The organism is Bacillus sp. MRMR6 (genome assembly GCF_001940785.1).
Classification (GTDB): domain Bacteria; phylum Bacillota; class Bacilli; order Bacillales; family Cytobacillaceae; genus Neobacillus.
Map to the genome: position 1 here is coordinate 18,709 of NZ_MSLS01000016.1, position 18,400 is coordinate 37,108.

The window sequence follows — 18,400 nt, forward strand, 5'->3', positions numbered from 1 at the left end:
TCTTCTCCCTTTTTTAGAAAGAAGGAGGTTCATTTATGAATAAATCAGCAATTAAAAACTTTGCTGTCACAGCTCGGGTCAAATTATTGGAAGCCATAGAACAAAAAGCCTATGAGCTCGGGATTACAAAAAAAAGAATTAAGGAACCTGAAGTTTACAAAGATGGTTTTCGAGTTAACGATAAATTTTTTAAAAAATATCAGATGAAACAACGAGACAAGCTTACAGAAAAAATCAAAGACCAGGGATTTGATCAAATAATTGAGGAAGTTGCTTATACATGGTTTAACCGATTGATAGCAATTCGGTTTATGGAAGTAAATGAATATCTCCCATCTGGAGTGAGGGTTCTTTCATCAATAGATAGTGGGAAAATAGAACCAGATGCAGTGTCCAATGTATTGACCATAGCTGATGATCTAGAGCTTGATTTAGATGTTGTTTACCGTTTGCAAGACGAAAATAATACTGAAGAATTATTTAAATACATATTAGTAAAACAATGTAATAAACTTGGCGAAATAATGCCAATGATGTTTGAACAGATTGAAGATTTTACTGAGTTACTTTTACCTGACAAATTATTATCAGAAGGTTCAGTTGTTCGTGACTTGGTAATTATGATAGATGAAGAAGATTGGAAAGAACAAGTTGAAATAATAGGATGGTTGTATCAATACTATATTTCTGAAAAGAAAGATAAAGTTTTTGCTGATTTAAAGAAAAATATGAAGATTTTAAAAGAAAATATCCCAGCTGCTACTCAACTCTTCACGCCTGATTGGATTGTAAAATACATGGTTGAGAACTCACTTGGACGATTATGGTTAGAATCTAATCCAAATGAGGATCTAAAACAAAAATGGAGATTTTTTCAATCAAGTGTTAAACAAGAATCAAATGTTGAAGAGCGATTAAAAAGTTTAATAAATAATGAACTAAATCCTGAAGTGATTAAAGTCTTAGACCCGTGTGTGGGTTCAGGTCACATTCTTGTCTATGCATTTGATGTCTTGTTTAATATTTATCTTTCTAGCGGATACTCTGAAAGGAAAATTCCTCAATTAATTCTTGAAAAAAATTTATATGGATTAGACATTGACGACAGAGCTGCACAATTAGCCTATTTTGCTTTAATGATGAAAGGAAGAAGTGTTAATAAAAGGTTGTTTAATAAAAAAATAAACTTAAACATTTTCCCAATCAAGGAAAGCAATGAAATACCACAGGAAGCAATTGAATACCTAAAAACACATATTTTAGATAAAGAAAAAGTGTTACTAAAAGAGGAGATAGAATATATAGTAAACCTTTTTAGAGATGCTAAGGAATATGGGTCAATTTTAAATGTAAAAGAAGTAAATTACCAAGCAATTGAAGAATTGTTAGAAGTTCTTAAGTATGAAGATGCAGACGATTTATTTACAGAACACTTTAAAGAAATATTGTTATCAAAATTGCCAGAACTTTTAAATCAGGCAAAAGTTTTATATAAAAAATATAATATAGTCGTGACTAACCCACCTTATATGAGTCGTAGAGGGATGAATGCCAATTTAAATAGATATCTAGAAAAAAATTATCCGAGTTCAAAAAATGATTTGTTTGCTGTTTTTATTGAAAAAGCTATTAATTTAACTAGGAAAGATAATTATACAGCTATTATTACCCAACACGCATGGATGTTTTTAGATAGTTTTTCTTTGTTGAGAGAAAAACTTATCACAGAATCGACAATAGTATCGATGGCTCATTTAGGCACTAAGGCTTTCGAAGAAATAAGTGGAGAAGTTGTTCAAACAACAGCAGCTATACTAAAGAACAGTTCAATAAAAGAATATAAGGGAACTTTTAGCAGATTGGTTAATTATTCAAACTCAAGGGAAAAAGAGAAAGCATTTTTAAAAAAATCGGCTGTTTATACGGGGCTCAAGCAAGAGGAGTTTTTAAAGGTTCCGAATAAAATAATTGCTTATTGGTTAGAAAATGTTGATATATTTTCAGGAGATTCGATAGGTAATTTCTTTGAATCTGCTGGAAGAGTTAAATCGCATAATAATGAAAAATATGTAAGATTTTTTTGGGAAGTTGATAATACAGATAATAAGTGGGTACCGTTTGCAAACGGTGGAGGATATAGAAAATATTATGGTAATGAATACTTCGTCGTTAATTGGTCAGATGAGGCAAAGCTTTTTTACCAACAACATGGGGGTTTAAATAATCCAAAGTATTGGAACAGAGAAGGGATAACATGGAATCTAATCACTACTGATTATCCTAGTTTTAGAATAAAGAGGAGTCAATTTCAATATAGTTCTGGTGCACCAACAATTATGAGCCAAACTCCCGAATTTGACAGAATAATTTTAGGTTTCTTAAATTCTAAAGTTTCGTCTTTTTTATTACAAATATTAAATCCTACTGTTAATACAACTGTTAATGCTGTATTATCCCTGCCGTTTGATTTTAATAAAAATGCGAATCTACAAATTATTGATAACGTAAATGAAAATATCCAGATTTCTAAAAAAGACTGGGACGACTTTGAAATATCGTTAGACTTTACTAGCCATCCATTTCTCAAAATATCACATGAAAAAGTAATAAAAAAAATAAATGAGATTTTTACTTATTTGGACAAGGCGAAGGCAGAAGAAATAAAAAAGATAAAAGAAAATGAAGAGGAGATTAATCTTCATTTTATTAAAGAATACTTTCTGGAAAATGAATTATCAAATAGTGTAGATGAAAAAAATATTTCCTTGAAATATGCGGATAAAACACGTGAGGTCAAATCTTTTATTTCATACTTAGTTGGTTGTATGTTTGGTCGTTATTCATTAGATCAAGAAGGCTTAGTTTATGCAGGTGGTGAGTTTGATCAAAGAAAGTACCAAACTTTTAAAGCTGATAATGATAATATTATTCCAATCACTGATGATGAATATTTTGAAGACGATATAGTCAGCCGTTTTATAGATTTCGTCCGTATAACTTTCGGCAAAGAAAATCTTGAAGAAAACCTAGATTTTGTAGCCGATACTTTAACAAGAAAAGGGAATGAAACCTCTAGACAACGTATTCGTCGTTATTTTGTAAAAGAGTTTTATAAGGATCATCTCCATATATATCAGAAACGCCCAATTTATTGGTTGTTTGAAAGTGGAAAGAATGATGGTTTTAAAGCCCTTATTTATATGCATCGTTACGATCTAGGAATAGTAGCAAAAGTAAGAACAGATTACCTTCACACATTACAACGTAAATATGAGACAGAGATAACTCGGTTAGATTTTCTTTTGGAATCAGATGTATCTACCCAGGAAAAGACAAAAGTGAAGAAGAAAAAAGAAAGTATACAAAGGCAGTTATTAGAATGCCAACAGTACGATCAAGTTATCGCTCACGTTGCTAATCAAAAAATTGAAATTAATTTAGATGACGGCGTAAAGGTCAATTATGAGAAGTTCCAAAATATTGAAGTTTCACAAGGTGAAGGTAAAAAAGTGCTTAAAGCGAACTTATTAGCAAAGATTTAAGTTCTAATTGAACTATTATAGCTTCAGCCAGAAAACTTCCTAGAGCTATAATAAATGTAGGGTGGATGTATTATGAATCTTAAGGAAGTAAATAGGGTTTTACAAGAAACGTTTAATAAAGAATTAACAGAAGGAAAGAAGCGTCATATTGTATTTTGGTATGATGAAGAAGGCGAATTTATTGATGATATTGACAGTCTAAATGTAGAGGATATAAGGGTTTGGAAGTTAACACATAATAATTTATTTGCTACTAAATATGAACTTGAAAAAAGTGATCCTAATTCACATTTCTTAATCTATGCAAATATGGCTAAACCTAATCCAAGAGAAGATTGGCTACTTGATGTTTATAAATATAGTTTCGAATTCGCAACAGATAAAATCACGGTGATTATGCGAGACTTGGGTTTAACAAACGATTCACTTCGTCCTGTATTTAAGAAGTATGCGAAGTTTTTCAATAATAAAGAGCGTTATGCATCATTCCAGTCTTATGATATCCAGGAATATACTGAAGAAAAGATAGATATAGCTGTCCTTTCAACTCTCTGTAAGAATCACATTAATAATCTTGATGAAGTAGTTAAGACCTTATTTAAAGAATTGAATTATGAGGGTAAAAAGGCGTGGGAGAGCATAAAAAAGTTTGGTGATGAGGAAAGTTTTTGGAAATTGATGGAGAAGCATTATAACTATTCATTAGATGAGCGTTCCATTCAAGTCTTGTTCATTTTCTTTACCCTTACAAATATTTCAGCTTCTTTGTATTCTTCGCTTCCTAATACATGGACAAAGTATATTTCTAGTCGCCCAACAAATTGCATTGTCCTGATGAATCAGTTTATGAATAACAAGACTGATCGTTTGGATTACAACAAGCAGGCAATTGAGATCGAAAAAATGGTAAAGGTTAGTAACTATATTGATGAATGGGAAATAAAAGATTACTTAAAAACTGATGTATTTCAAATCTTTGATGAGAAAATCATTAATTATATCTCTACCCAGCTAAATAATGATATCCATCAGTATGATATATATGTTGATATGATTACAGAACGGCGTACATTACACTGGTACCCAGAATATAAGTATGAGTATGAATCATTAATTCATGCCATTCATTTACTCAAAAAGGCGTTTGAACTAGACTTTTTTATTCGTCAACAAAGTCCATATGAAATGTTTAAAGAATATAGCGAAGATTACTATAAAATAGATACTGCATATCGTAAGTTTTATGTCGCGTTCGATAAGCTGGAAAATAAGGAACGATTATCATCTATTAAAGAAAAAGTTGAGAATGCATATACGAATTGGTATGCAGATGAACTTTCGATTAAATGGTGTAATACAATTGAGGGCGAGTTAAAGGATCACTGGGCAATTTCTGGAGTGGATCAACAATATGAGTTTTATAAATCAACTATCCAACCTTATATAATTAAAGGTGAACGGGTTTTTGTCATAATTTCTGATGCTCTCCGATTTGAAGCAGCAAAGGAATTAAGTGAGCTTTTAAATAATGAAAGAAAAGGATCGACGGAAATCGTAACAATGCAGGGTGTATTGCCATCCTATACTGACCTTGGAATGGCCGTACTTTTGCCTCATAAGCATATTACATATCAAGATGGTCAAGTTGACGTAGATGGTATTAGGGCATCAGGTACTGAAAATCGAAATAATATCTTACAAAAGTATGTAAATGATTCAATAGCTATTCAGTATAGAAACATTATTGATATGAACCGCCAAGAACTTCGTGAGACCATATCTGGCAAAAGGCTTGTTTATATTTATCATAATTCAATTGATGCTAGAGGAGATCATGCGGCAACTGAACGGGAAGTTTTTGATGCTGTGGAGGATGCTTTTGTAGAGATACGATCATTATTAAATCATCTAGTTAATAGTGTTAGTGCATCCAATATTGTCATTACTACTGATCATGGTTTTATCTATAATAGAAATCCATTGCATGCAAGTGATAAGGTAATAAAAAACATTGATAATGCATTAATTGAGAAAAGGCGATTTGTATTATCTAATTCTGATTCGAATGCAGCGCTTGAAGGTACTATGAAGTTTTCCATGAACTACATTTTAAGAAATGAAGAAAAAAATGTAATAGTTCCAAGAGGATCTAATCGCTTTGCAGTTCAAGGAGCAGGAGCTAATTACGTACATGGCGGCGCTATGCTGCAAGAAATCGTTATTCCAGTCATAAAGTTCAAAAATGATCGAGGAAAATCAGGAAAAAATGATATTTCCAAAGTGGAAGTAAAACTTACAAGTATTTCAAGAAAAATTACAAGTATGATTACCTATTTAGAATTCTTCCAAACAATAAAAGTTGAAGATAAGAAAAAGCCACTTCGACTTAAGATTTATTTTACTGATGAAGAAGGAAATCGTCTGTCAAATGAAAATATTATCATTGCAGATAGTAAATCATCAAAGCCAGAAGAAAGAACTTTTAAAGAAAAATTTGTGTTTAAAAATATGACTTATGAAAAGGTGAAAAAGTATTATCTAATTTTAGAGGATGAAGAAGAGTCGGTAGAGAATGTTTATGACAAAATACCATTTACAATTGATATCGCCATATCAAATGATTTCGGTTTTTAGGAGAAATGCGGGGTTGAAATAATGGAGGATTTAAACCAAAAGTTAAATGAATACTTTGCAGGAAAAGTTGTTCGTAAAGACCTAACAAAGAAAATCAAAGAGGGTGCAAATGTTCCTGTATATGTTTTAGAATATTTGTTAGGAATGTATTGTGCCACAACTGATGAGAATAGCATTCAAGATGGTGTTGAAATGGTTAAGAAAATCCTATCAGATAATTTTGTTCGTCCAGATGAAGCCGAAAAGGTTAAATCTAAGATTAAAGAGCTTGGCCGTTACACTGTCATTGATAAAATTTCAGTTAAACTAAATGAAAAGAAAGATGTTTACGAGGCTGAGTTTTCAAATTTGGGTTTAAAAGGTGTCTCGATTTCATCTCGTTTTGTTAAAGAATTTGATAAGCTACTTGCTGGTGGTATTTGGTGCATATTGAAAATGGAATACTTTTTTGATGAGGAACAAAAGGGAGCGAGCCCTTTTAGTATTGAGAGCATTACTCCTATTCAAATGCCAACCATGGATCTTCAAGAACTATTTGATCAACGAAAGCAATTCACAAAGGAAGAGTGGATTGATGTTCTTATTCGATCTATTGGGATGGAACCTACTCAACTTCAAGAGAATGTAAAATGGCATATGCTACTACGTCTTGTCCCTCTTGTTGAAAATAATTATAACATGTGTGAACTGGGACCAAGAGGGACTGGTAAATCCCATGTTTATAAGGAGATATCCCCGAACTCTATTCTAGTTTCTGGGGGTCAAACAACAGTTGCCAATCTATTTTACAACATGTCATCTCGTCAAATTGGACTTGTAGGAATGTGGGATTGTGTCGCTTTTGACGAAGTAGCAGGGATTACTTTTAAAGACAAAGACGGGATTCAAATTATGAAGGATTATATGGCTTCTGGTTCATTTGCGAGAGGTCGTGAAGAAAAAAATGCCAATGCATCAATGGTCTTTGTAGGAAATATCAATCAAAGTGTTGATGTCCTTTTAAAAACATCTCATCTCTTTGACCCATTCCCAGAAGCTATGGCTTATGATTCAGCATTTTTTGATCGGATGCATTACTATCTCCCAGGCTGGGAGGTTCCAAAAATGCGACCAGAATTCTTAACAAATGAATACGGATTTATTGTCGATTACCTAGCAGAGTTTTTCCGTGAAATGCGGAAACGATCTTTTTCAGATGCAGCAGAAAGATATTTTCGCTTTGGAAACAATCTAAACCAGCGTGATGTCATTGCTGTGAGAAAGACTGTTTCGGGGATGATAAAACTTTTATATCCAAACGGAGAATTTACCGTTGAAGAAGTAGAGGAAATTCTTCGGTATGCGCTAGTTGGAAGAAGGCGTGTAAAAGAACAGTTAAAGAAAATTGGTGGTATGGAATTCTATGACGTCAATTTCTCATACATTAATAATGAAACCATGCTCGAGGAATTTGTGTCAGTACCAGAACAAGGTGGTGGCAAAATAATACCTGAGGGTTTAGGGAAGCCGGGACATATTTATACTGTTGCACGTGGAAAAACTGGTATGATAGGTACTTTTAAAATTGAAACTGAAGTTGTTAGTGGAAATGGAAAGTTTGAAAGAACTGGCCTTGGTACGGACCGTGAAGCAAAAGAGAGTATTGATACTGCATTCCGTTTCTTTAAGGCTAATAGTAAAAATATAAGTGGTTCCATTAGTACAACTTTAAAAGATTATTTAATGCATATTCAAGATATACATGGCATTGGATTAACCAGTGAACTGTCACTAGCTGCATTCATAGCACTGTGCTCAGGAGCTATGCAAAAGCCCGTACAAAGTCAATTTGCAGTGCTAGGAGCAATTAGTATTAGTGGTACAATAAACAAAGTGGAAGAGCTTGCAAACGTCTTACAAGTGTGTTTTGATTCAGGGGCCAAAAAGGTTCTATTACCAATGGCATCGGCAGTTGATATTGGGACGGTTCCACCAGAACTATTTGCAAAATTTCAGATAAGCTTTTACCAAAGTCCAGAAGATGCAGTGTTTAAGGCTTTGGGGGTAGAATAAAAAAAATTTAAATTACCATAAAAAGCCTCAATTCTTGTTCATAGGAGTTGGGGTTTATTTAGAATTAGGAATAACCTGTCTACGGGGCTCAAATTTGTTGTTTTAATATATTCATAGGGTTTGTTCTTGGTGTTAGCTTAATGCGCTTATATCGGCGTATAAAAGGCTTTGAGAGCGCTGTTTGATTGAAGTAGTAAAATATGATTATGTGAAATCATAGAAGAGTAACTGAAGGTTCTCCTTTATTTTTATTTAAATTTATATTAAGTAGGTATTCTATGTTTAAAAATGTATCATCAAAACAAAAGGGTAGTGTTATAGAAAATCGTGCCGTCGAACTAATAACCTTAGGTTCAGATGGTCAACTTACATGCTATTTACCACAATCTGATGATGACGGAATCGACATAATTGTTAATAAAAAAGGTCATTTTCAATCTTTATATTTACAAGTCAAGAGTAGGTTTGCGCTAAATGGCAATCAATTTATTCAAAATGTCGGTATAAGCACTTTCTCCAGTCACGAATCATTTTATCTATTATTCTTTTATTTTAATACAAGAACTCTTGAGATTGAATGTGTCTGGTTAATACCGTCAATGGAATTTGAACAGTTAGCTTATTTGAAAAAAGCTGGAGCAACATATAAAGAGTTTTATAGGTTTTCTGCAAACCCTTATTCAGACAATAATCAGTGGAGTAAATTCAGATATGATAAAACAGCTTTAGGTAATAAATTATTATCTCTATTACCCTGAAAATTACTTGGAACAAATAAGAGATTAAAGAGGAGATAAACATGTACTTTACAAGAGAAGAAATAATTAAGGACCTAGCTGAAAGGTATTATAAATTTCTTATGACATTGCCGTTCGATGATGCTCTTTACATGAAGGGGATTGGTGAAGGGAAAAGGAAGTTTCTTGCTAATCTTCATATTCACTTAGCTACAAGGGGTTTACCTATAAAGCGAAAACTATACTCTACTGACTTTATCACCCCCGATGCATTGGAGAAATTAGTAAAGAAAGACATTAAAGGATTGGAATATGAGCATCTCATTCCAAAAGGAAAATATATTAATGATGTATGTGAACACAAAGCGAGGAACGGAAAATTAACTAAAGATTTTATTATTGATTTATTAGAAAAATACCTTTGGACCGCCACTGTAACAGAAGAAGAGCATAAAAAATTGAAACAAACATCAATGCCATTGGAATGGGATGGTTTTAACATAAAGGCAAGATATGAGCTAGCTGGAATTCCTTTGTTGGTACACGAAAAGGGTAGCATTATTAGAAATGAGGGAGGGGAGTAAATTGATAGTAGCAGAATTAAATGGAAAAATACCTTCTGCATTGCAGAATTATGAGGACATATTAACTTCATCAGTTATTGGTCTTTTTCAATATTTGTCTTCTCCTACATATTTTCAAAAAGTATTAGAATCATGTGTAAACATAAATGGCCATCAATTAACATTTGATTCACCAATCATAGAATGTAACTTTGTTTTTTGGCCAAAGTTAGAGAACTCAGAACCAGATGTACTTCTTCAAGTAAAAACGAAAAGTGATAGTGAATTTTTGATATGTATTGAGGCGAAATATTGGTCGGATAAATCAAGTTATGAGGATCAATCAGTTGATTTACAGAACAGGACCAATGGACAACGGGATCAACTGGCACGTGAAATTGAGGATATTCACAAGGATAACTGCCTGCGTTATCTAAATATCAATAAAAATAAATTGAATAGTATTGCTATGATATATCTGACTAATCATACTTATTTACCAAAACAAGAAATCCTTGAAAGCATCCTCCATGTAAACGGTATTGTTTTTCGAAAAGAACAACTTTACTGGCTTACATGGAGAGAAATTCATAATACGATAAGTAATTTAAGGAGTTTTCTTACGGTGCAGGACTTAAAACTATTAACTGACCTTCAAAGGCTGTTGGAAAAGAAAGGTCTTCAAAGCTTTAATGGGTTTCAACAACATGTTGAAATAGTATCTGAAATTAATATTACATACAATTCACCGTTAAATTCATATTCATGGAACTACTATAAGGATGTTAAAAAATTGAATTGGAACTATGGAGGGAATCAAAATGAATAATAATAATTCAATTATTAACTCAATAAATAATGTAAGACATCTTATTAACAATTCAATCCTTTTGTTAAGGGATTTAGATGCAGCTCTTTCTAAGGGTGGTTTCCAACCCTTGAATGGAAATGCTTTAGGAACGGAAACTAGTAAAAATATAAACCAATCTATGAGTCAATACTCTACCTTTTTTCCACAATACATAGCAAGACAATACGTACTAACTGAAGAAATTATCACTAAGAAAGTTAATAGAATACTATTTACTAATATACAGTTTTTTCATGGTGATTATGAAGAAATTCCACCTACTTTTATAAATAGTGTAATGATATTTCCAGAACCTATTGAAAATGTAAAAACATATATAGAGAATTGGTGGTTGAAATATACTGTTTTTGAAGATAAAGGGTGGGAAGGAATATTAAAAAACGGTGTTCTAAATGAAGATATTGATGAAGAAGGGATAAGGACGACATTTTGGTGTCGTGATCTACTATCTATTAATGGCCAAAAAGAGCTCCTAGAAGAGGCTGAAAAATTAATACTAATGTTCTCAGATAGTAAGATAAATACACAAGGTTAATGAGGAGGTATACCATGTCTAACGATTTATGGGTTTTTGAAGATGATGTTCTTGAAGACAATGAAACTCTCGCTGTTTTAAAAATGGCAAACCTATTAAAAAATACTCTCCTCCCTGAAGGTCAAATCCGGATAGGATCATTTTTTCTACAAGGTGAAGAAGGAATATCTAAACCACTTCAGTATAGCCATGAGCATTTTCAGTTATTAGAAACATTTCATAACTATACATTTGGAATTCATGATGGAGAAGTTGAATTATCCCTTCAACTCTATGAAAATATTAACAACCACTACAGAATTAATTGTTTTAGCCGTTGTAACGATGTGACAGGACAGCTCTTTTCAATCAACTTAACGACAGAAAAGGATGCAAAAGGCTCTATATTTTTTATGCAAAAGATAAAATTCTCTGAGCGACTGGAAGGTCATCCAGAATCCACTAAAGCATTTAGACGAATGAAACAAGAAGTATTTTGTGGTTTGCTCAGAAAATTAGGTTTTGAGATTACAGAGACAAATGACCTTTTCCTAGGTGTGTATGATACAAAAACAGAAACGTTTTTAAACACAACGGCTAAAAAATTTATATCAGATTTTCTTATGATTTCCCTATTGAAGGGGCATTTCATGGGGAACAAGGGATATCAACTTGAAATCCTCCCATCATATTCTCTTGACCCTATTTGGCTAAACTTGCAGAACGATATTTCGAAGGAAAAACTTCCAGAAAAGATTATAAATAGGAGGGGAAGCCGTTCTATTCCACTTAGTCTCAGATTTAAAGTCCTTGAAAGAGATCGTTGTTGTAAATTATGTGGACGCACACCTAATGATGGTGTAAAGTTACACGTTGATCATATAACTCCTTATTCTTTTGGAGGGACGACCACTCTTGAAAATCTACAAACTCTATGTGAAGAATGTAATATTGGTAAGAGCAATAAGTCCTCAATAAAATATTAGAAGGTTCTAAGGAGATTTGCTTTATGGAAGAACTCATTAAACTAACACCAAATGATTTGCGATATATAGAAATTAATCAAGATGAATCAATTGAGCTAATTAAGAAATATGCAATCCAATATGCTGGAAAAGAGCACTATAATCTCTTAGGTGCAAGTTGTGTAATGTCGGCAGTAAATACAGTAGATATAATTATCGGTTCATCTGAATACTTAAATGGAAAATTTGTTATGCCGGATCAAATTCATGTTGAACGTTTAGTAGATTGGTTTTTAAAAAATAGAGATTTTGATTGTGATAGGTCAATCATTACATTCTTTATGTCAAACTATATTAAGCGCAAAATTAATGGATTATATCGCTCAATCAAGAAAAATGAATTAGCTACAACTCTCACTATTCTTGGTCATAAAGAAGCGATAAAGGAATTTAAAAAACAGATTAAATTACGTAGTAAGCAAGGTGTTAAAATAATTCGACAAGATTAAATCGGAAAGTTGATTTTGAAGGTGTGAGAATTGATAGGAGGTAGATGATACTGGTGGAAAAGGTAATAACGTGTAATCATTGTGGTAATAAAACCTCAATGAAACAAGTTGCAAATCACAATTTAACGGAAACTGAAGACGTTTGGGATTATAATTATGATCCTTTTAAACCCGCGTATAATACTTCTTATGGTAGAACATGGTATTTGTATCTGTGCCCAGTTTGTAAAGAGATTACGGTGGAAAAACACAGTTGGTTTAGTGAAGAAACGGAACCTAATGGAGCACCAATAATTAATGAAGAAGTCCTTTATCCTTCCGGTGCAGATAATGAACACTTCATACCAAAAGGTGTAAAAGACGCTTTTGATGCAGCTATAAAAGTAAGAAATTTAGATGGAGCAATTTGTATTTTGGCATTAAGAAGAGCACTGGAGAAAATGTGTAAGCAAAAAGGAGCGAAAGGAAACGATTTATTTACTAAACTTAAGGATTTACAAGACAAACACATTCTTCCACCAATTATGAATGAAATTTCCTACATACTTAGGAAAGAGGGAAACTCAGCTGCTCACGCGGATGAAATTGAATTTGATCCAGAGACGGTTAATCTCATGATTGAATTTACTCACACAATATTTAATTACGTTTATACACTTCCTGAAAAAATAAATAAAGCACAGGAAAGGTTTAAGAAACACGAGTTTGAATCTGCAAATGAGGTAAAGGCATGAATTTAGGTTGGTAATCTAATAACATGAGGTTAAGCAAAAATTCTTACCATTACAGGTTCGTTTTGTGTCCGATAGTTTTATTAATTTCATATTTTTGTTTGAAGCAGTTTTTATTTAATATTTTATACCTGAAACCTTACACTAATTTTTCACTTAATCAAAAGAAAAAAATAAAATCCACCCGAATATCCCTGTGCTAGTTCGGGTGGAAGGGTGGATTACCTATATCCCACAGCGGCCAACGCACACTGCTACTAATATTATACCTAATTTTGGGGGTTATATATCATCAAACCTAAAGTTAAAATAATATTTTTAACTTTTATGTAAGAGGTATAATACATTTGCTCGTTTTTATATTTTCATTTATGATTCGTATGTTACTTCTAGTGACTTTGCTGGATGGCACAGAAGTTAAATGTGAAAATGAATAAAAGGCTTGGAATTAGCTCCAAGCCCATTAACTGTATAATAAATAAAATGTAAATTATTATGATTACCATGGTAGATCATCATCAAAATCAATAAATACTGGCTGCTGATTGAATAGAGCTGTAGTAAATGAATTTTGCTGAGCAGGTCTGCCATCACCACAACTTGGACAAATAACCCACCATTTCCTTCTATTTTCTACTTGTAAATGGTAGTTATTCATGTGTTTTATGATTTTATGACGATTGGAACGACAGTGTACTTTTACCCAAAATTCATTACAGCAATGACATGTATAGTAGTACTTTGGGTACCCGTATTGAGTTAAAAGTTGGCGCTCTTGAACTTCTTTTGATTCACCGCAATTCCAACATACCTTATGCTCACCAAGATGATATTCCATAATTAAACGAAACCAATTCTTGAAAATATAGGTCTTAGAAGGAATCATATATATAGAACCATATTTATGTGCCTTTTCTTCTGACAAATTTGTGTTAAATAAGGTTTCATTGTACATGACATGATATGGGTTATATTTGTCCTCGGCGTCCTCTGAAATCTTCACATCAGAATGCAAAATGCCTGATGCCATGATGGGGAATTGCCACTTTGGATCAATAGATTGCATATTACCATATTTAGTGATTGCAATATCATTAATATCTTTTACCCAGTGTTCTATTCCTTGAGATTCGTAATTACGATATTTTGCATCTAATATAACAAGTCCCATAGTACTTCCATTTTTTTTGAATTTAAAAACGAAGTCAGGAGTTAGGTAATTCTCAAATGGAAGATTAATCTTTGGCTCATAATAAATTTCCAGCTCCCAGTGCTGCCAGTAAAGGGTTGCTGAAAAGTTTTGTAGTCCTTTTTCAGATCCCGCTACCATGTATTGATCTAAACATGCTGTAACATTCTTGTTACCCTCTAATTTCCAACCCATTTCCATGGTTAAAACATGAATGATTTTATAAAGTGTCCATACTTCAAAAATATACTCCACTTTACCTGTACTAACCTGTCGTTGATTTTGCTGTACGTATAATGAAGCGGACAATTCATACTTAATGCGCTGCATTGCCTGCCAGGCTACGCGATAGGTAGGATTGTGTAAAAACAATTGTGTTGGCTTTACCGGTAGACGTTCTTTTAACTCGAGTTTTGAAAATAAATTTAAATTGAGTAGTTCTTCTGCAACTTCCTTTAGTTCATCGTATTTCTTAGAAACACTATGGATTTCTTCCATTTGATTAGTGAGTGATTGAAGTTTCTCTAGCTGCTTTAAACGCATAAATGCATCTTCACTTTGGTCAGCATTATTCATCATTATTGGTAACTCACTATCTAAAAATGCATTTAGTGATTTTTTATCTGATGGAATATCTATGTCAATACCATCTACCTGAATACTAGATATGTACACAAAGTCAAACGTATAATCTAAGTAATCATCAAACTGTCTTGTTGTAGAAACAGTATCGATTCCATTAGGTTGTTTCCTTACCATACCGCAAATTTGAATGGTCATAGGTTGATTTATCGACTCTAGCTGAGACTCTTCACAAAAAGCTTTATAAAATCTTAAATGTGATTGTACATGTTCACTTGATAAAAAGATCGTTCCAAAATAACTTCCATTTGGTATCTTCGGCTGATTTTTTATAACATAGTTTCTGACTCTTAGATGTCGTTGACGCCGATCATACTTTAATTGAGCAGCCAAACCTTGGTTGGATTGACGGTGATAATACTGATTATTACTAGTTAATGGACCATTCATTTCTAGTATTAACTCTATATACTCTGTATTGGACTGTAAGCTTGGAATATTATTATAATCTGCCGATACCTTAATAGCCCCACGAATACTGTTTTCTTCATCTAAGTACTGTTGCATATCTTTATTTAGCTTATTGTGTACTTGATTATAGGTTTTCTTATCCTCTACCTTGTCGACAGAGCCTAGTAACCTTTGAATTTCTAAATCGCTTTTTCTAAAATATACCTCACGCTCATTTAACACACTATTTAGTAGTGACTTGGTAGTTATTTCTTTTGAACCCATAGCAGTAGCATATTGAACCAAATCTCCTAACATTTGTTTTATGAGCATATTCTCAAATGTGGCAACAACTGGTTTAAGCTCACGACTTCTATAAATTGGTTTGCCAGGATTTATATATTGCTCAATTTCCATGCGGAAGTCAAAACGGCCGTGATTTTGTGGCTTTTTCTTAGTAGTTTGTAGCTCAAGTGTTGAATGCGGACTAGCATTTATTTGTTTAATTGCAATTTTCAACTTTTTTAACTGTTCCTGCAGGTCCATTACAACTTTACTTGAATTTATTCCAACCCTCGCAATGTTACGGTCATCGCGAACAATATCCTCACGGATACGGTATAAATCTGCTACCATTTCTTCATAATCATCTATTGGTAATGATGAAGGTACAAAGTGGATGGTTGCAAAATCTTTATAATGACCATTTTCTTCATAGTTTAGGTTTGCAGTTCCTGCATTTGTTAGACCTGTTAATATACTAGATTCTTCAAATAAGTAATATCCTTTTCGTTTTTTGTTAGAAAAACGTGTTGGTTCAAACCATATGTTTTCTTTAGGATAATAGACAAAGGTACTTCTGAATTTACCGTCAGGTGAAGAGATAGAAAGTGAAGTAACATTATTAATTTTATCAGGAAATCGAATACCAATTTGCCGCATGAAATTTTCACTTTGACTACGGTAATGGTTTGGAATAACCCACTCCTGCTTGTTTTTTTGAGCTATTTTGTCACCTATATTTATGGATGAGATTGGCAATAATTCTTTCTGAGGCGTTCCTCTATGGTTATACCATACCTTGATCATGTATAACTCTACCTGCATGCCTTATCAACTCCAATATGAGAATAATCCTGTTTGTTCTAACCTTAGTTTCATTTTTTTTATCTTATCTTTGCTTAGAGGCTCATCTTTCACATGGCTTTCAACAACCTGATAAAGATCTGTAATAAGTTGTTCGTCATCTATCATTTCATGGAGCCTTGGTAGGAGTTTCATTAGCGTAATATCATCTACCTGTTGCTTAGTTGGAATTTCCATATTTTTTGCCGCTCTATAGTATAGTAAAATATGTTGTTCTACTCGGTCATTGTATTCAATATGCCAATTATCTAGTTTTTCCTGAATCTCAATTATTGCTTGACGAAGCTGGCTTGAAATTCTAGGTGTTTCTGTCACAATTGTTTTGAAATAATCAGCAGGAATATTGTATTTTCCGGTTTCTACTACTGCATCTACTTTTTCTTTTTTCTGACGATAAATCGGAATTACAAAGCTACGATCAATTACTTTTGGACTTAACGCCTGTACAGCTCCGTCCACATTCATCGTTCCAATAATTCGTACATTTTGCGGTATATCAATAAACGGTGAGTAACGTTTTAAGTTTTGAAAACGGGTAACCATCTCATAGTGGGTAATTGAATCCATTTGAATCTTTCTTAGCGCCTCGTCGATAGAGGAATATTCCTCATTTGACATACGTTGAACAAACCATTTTATTTCATTCATATTTTGCTGATATTCAAAATCACTATATAGGCGAAGTTTACCTTCTTCTAATTCTCGTACACTTAGTATGTCAGCTAAGTAATATTCAATTTGAGCGAGATTTATTTCGTCTAAACAGATAAAGTACAATTGTTCTTTGTTTTCTTTAGCTTCAATAAGGCAATCTAAAAATGGAGATGGAACATACAATTTTCGTATCGGATTATAAAAGCCTAGTAAATCTTGCTTATCCGTCCAGCTTGGCTGAACAGGAATGATTTCATACTTTGCATTTAAAATAGATGCAAGCTGCTTTACTATTGTTGTTTTACCTGTTCCTGAAGGACCAGATAAGATAATCATCTGTTCTGTCATAAGTGCTAGTAATATTTGTCGTAATGTCTTTTCTTCAAATTGATAACCTCGTACACTTAGTTGTGACTGTATTCCTTTTAATAATTCAGAAGGTGTTTCCGGTGTATCAAGGAATGATTCCATTGTTTCTTCTAACTGGTCTTCAGATTGTTTTTCAAATACAAAACCTAATTCTTCTAGTTTTTGCTGGAGTGAATTTAGATTTTGTTTTTCGTTTTCTAAATGTTCTTCCTGTCTTTCCATATATAACAGTTGTTGATGGTTTTCTTTTAATTTTAAATTTAGGTCGGTAATATCTTTTTCTATTTTAGTTTTTATGATATTAGCGGCATCAATGAAACGACTCTCACTGTCTTTATATAGAGATGGCTTTGCTAGTGCGATAATACCTAAATCTTCTTTTTTCATCCCAACTAAATCAAAGATTTCATCACTTTCTTCAATCGGATACACCTCGTTAAAGGTGGTATTTAATATATTGCCTTTTTTTATCTCATTTTTGGATTCAGTGAGAGTGACCTTTGCAGCAACTAATGTTCCGTCTTCATATTGTTTATCCTTTGCCTTCTTTCGGCAATAGATTGATAGAGGTCGAATAAAATTATTAAAAAGCTTAGTTTCTAATACTACTCCTGTATATGGGTTAATCAATTGATCAATAAAGAAAAATGGCTTTTCTTCAAAATGATTCCTTACATGGCCAATAAGCCAAAAATCTCCTAACTGCGCTCTATCCAATATGTATGTTTCTCTATTATTAAACGATAATTCTGCAAACGCTTCTATAGTAATAGCCTCAATCATCTGTAAGCCCCCAATAATGTAATTTTATAGTTTGATTTTATCATAAATACTCATACTAATTTCCTACATGCACCAAAAAACTGTTAAAATAAAAAGTATACCTACATAT

The 18,400-nt window shown here is 32.8% G+C and carries 12 protein-coding genes; 10 read left to right on the top strand and 2 right to left on the bottom strand.

The annotated features are described in order from the left end of the window. Window positions 1–35 precede the first annotated feature (35 nt). The 10 genes from pglX to BTR25_RS15570 all read left to right on the top strand — a co-directional run bounded on the left by pglX (window position 36) and on the right by BTR25_RS15570 (window position 13,121). A complete protein-coding gene (pglX, locus tag BTR25_RS15525; protein WP_075688962.1) occupies window positions 36–3,542 on the top strand; it encodes a BREX-1 system adenine-specific DNA-methyltransferase PglX in 3,507 nt (1,168 codons plus the stop codon). Window positions 3,543–3,614: 72 nt separating this feature from the next. Continuing rightward, window positions 3,615–6,176, top strand: coding sequence for a BREX-1 system phosphatase PglZ type A (pglZ, locus tag BTR25_RS15530; protein ID WP_075688963.1), 2,562 nt, complete (start codon window positions 3,615–3,617; stop codon window positions 6,174–6,176). A gap of 21 nt (window positions 6,177–6,197) precedes the next feature. Continuing rightward, window positions 6,198–8,228 carry a protease Lon-related BREX system protein BrxL gene (brxL, locus tag BTR25_RS15535; protein ID WP_075688964.1) on the top strand — a complete coding sequence of 677 codons (2,031 nt, stop codon included), beginning with the start codon at window positions 6,198–6,200 and terminating at the stop codon, window positions 8,226–8,228. A 278-nt stretch (window positions 8,229–8,506) separates the two neighbouring features. Continuing rightward, the gene (locus BTR25_RS15540) at window positions 8,507–8,986 is read left to right on the top strand and encodes a hypothetical protein (RefSeq protein WP_075688965.1); all 480 of its coding nucleotides are present in this window, start codon (window positions 8,507–8,509) and stop codon (window positions 8,984–8,986) included. A 41-nt stretch (window positions 8,987–9,027) separates the two neighbouring features. Beyond that, the gene (locus BTR25_RS15545; protein WP_075688966.1) at window positions 9,028–9,549 is read left to right on the top strand and encodes a hypothetical protein; all 522 of its coding nucleotides are present in this window, start codon (window positions 9,028–9,030) and stop codon (window positions 9,547–9,549) included. Window position 9,550: 1 nt separating this feature from the next. Further along, a complete protein-coding gene (locus tag BTR25_RS15550; protein WP_075688967.1) occupies window positions 9,551–10,357 on the top strand; it encodes a hypothetical protein in 807 nt (268 codons plus the stop codon). Continuing rightward, window positions 10,350–10,934 carry a hypothetical protein gene (locus tag BTR25_RS15555; protein ID WP_075688968.1) on the top strand — a complete coding sequence of 195 codons (585 nt, stop codon included), beginning with the start codon at window positions 10,350–10,352 and terminating at the stop codon, window positions 10,932–10,934. The genes BTR25_RS15550 and BTR25_RS15555 overlap by 8 nt, the downstream gene beginning before the upstream one ends. A gap of 14 nt (window positions 10,935–10,948) precedes the next feature. Next, window positions 10,949–11,899 carry an HNH endonuclease gene (locus tag BTR25_RS15560; RefSeq protein ID WP_075688969.1) on the top strand — a complete coding sequence of 317 codons (951 nt, stop codon included), beginning with the start codon at window positions 10,949–10,951 and terminating at the stop codon, window positions 11,897–11,899. 23 nt (window positions 11,900–11,922) lie between these two features. After that, on the top strand, window positions 11,923–12,387 hold the full coding sequence (locus BTR25_RS15565; protein WP_075688970.1) for a hypothetical protein: 465 nt from the start codon (window positions 11,923–11,925) through the stop codon (window positions 12,385–12,387). Between the two features lie 53 nt (window positions 12,388–12,440). Beyond that, window positions 12,441–13,121 carry a DUF4145 domain-containing protein gene (locus BTR25_RS15570; RefSeq protein WP_175596802.1) on the top strand — a complete coding sequence of 227 codons (681 nt, stop codon included), beginning with the start codon at window positions 12,441–12,443 and terminating at the stop codon, window positions 13,119–13,121. A 496-nt stretch (window positions 13,122–13,617) separates the two neighbouring features. Here the strand turns inward: BTR25_RS15570 and BTR25_RS15575 are convergent, their stop codons facing one another. Both BTR25_RS15575 and BTR25_RS15580 read right to left on the bottom strand, forming a co-directional pair. Next, the gene (locus tag BTR25_RS15575) at window positions 13,618–16,446 is read right to left on the bottom strand and encodes a nuclease domain-containing protein (RefSeq protein ID WP_075688972.1); all 2,829 of its coding nucleotides are present in this window, start codon (window positions 16,444–16,446) and stop codon (window positions 13,618–13,620) included. 6 nt (window positions 16,447–16,452) lie between these two features. Beyond that, the gene (locus BTR25_RS15580) at window positions 16,453–18,291 is read right to left on the bottom strand and encodes an AAA family ATPase (RefSeq protein ID WP_075688973.1); all 1,839 of its coding nucleotides are present in this window, start codon (window positions 18,289–18,291) and stop codon (window positions 16,453–16,455) included. Window positions 18,292–18,400 lie beyond the last annotated feature (109 nt).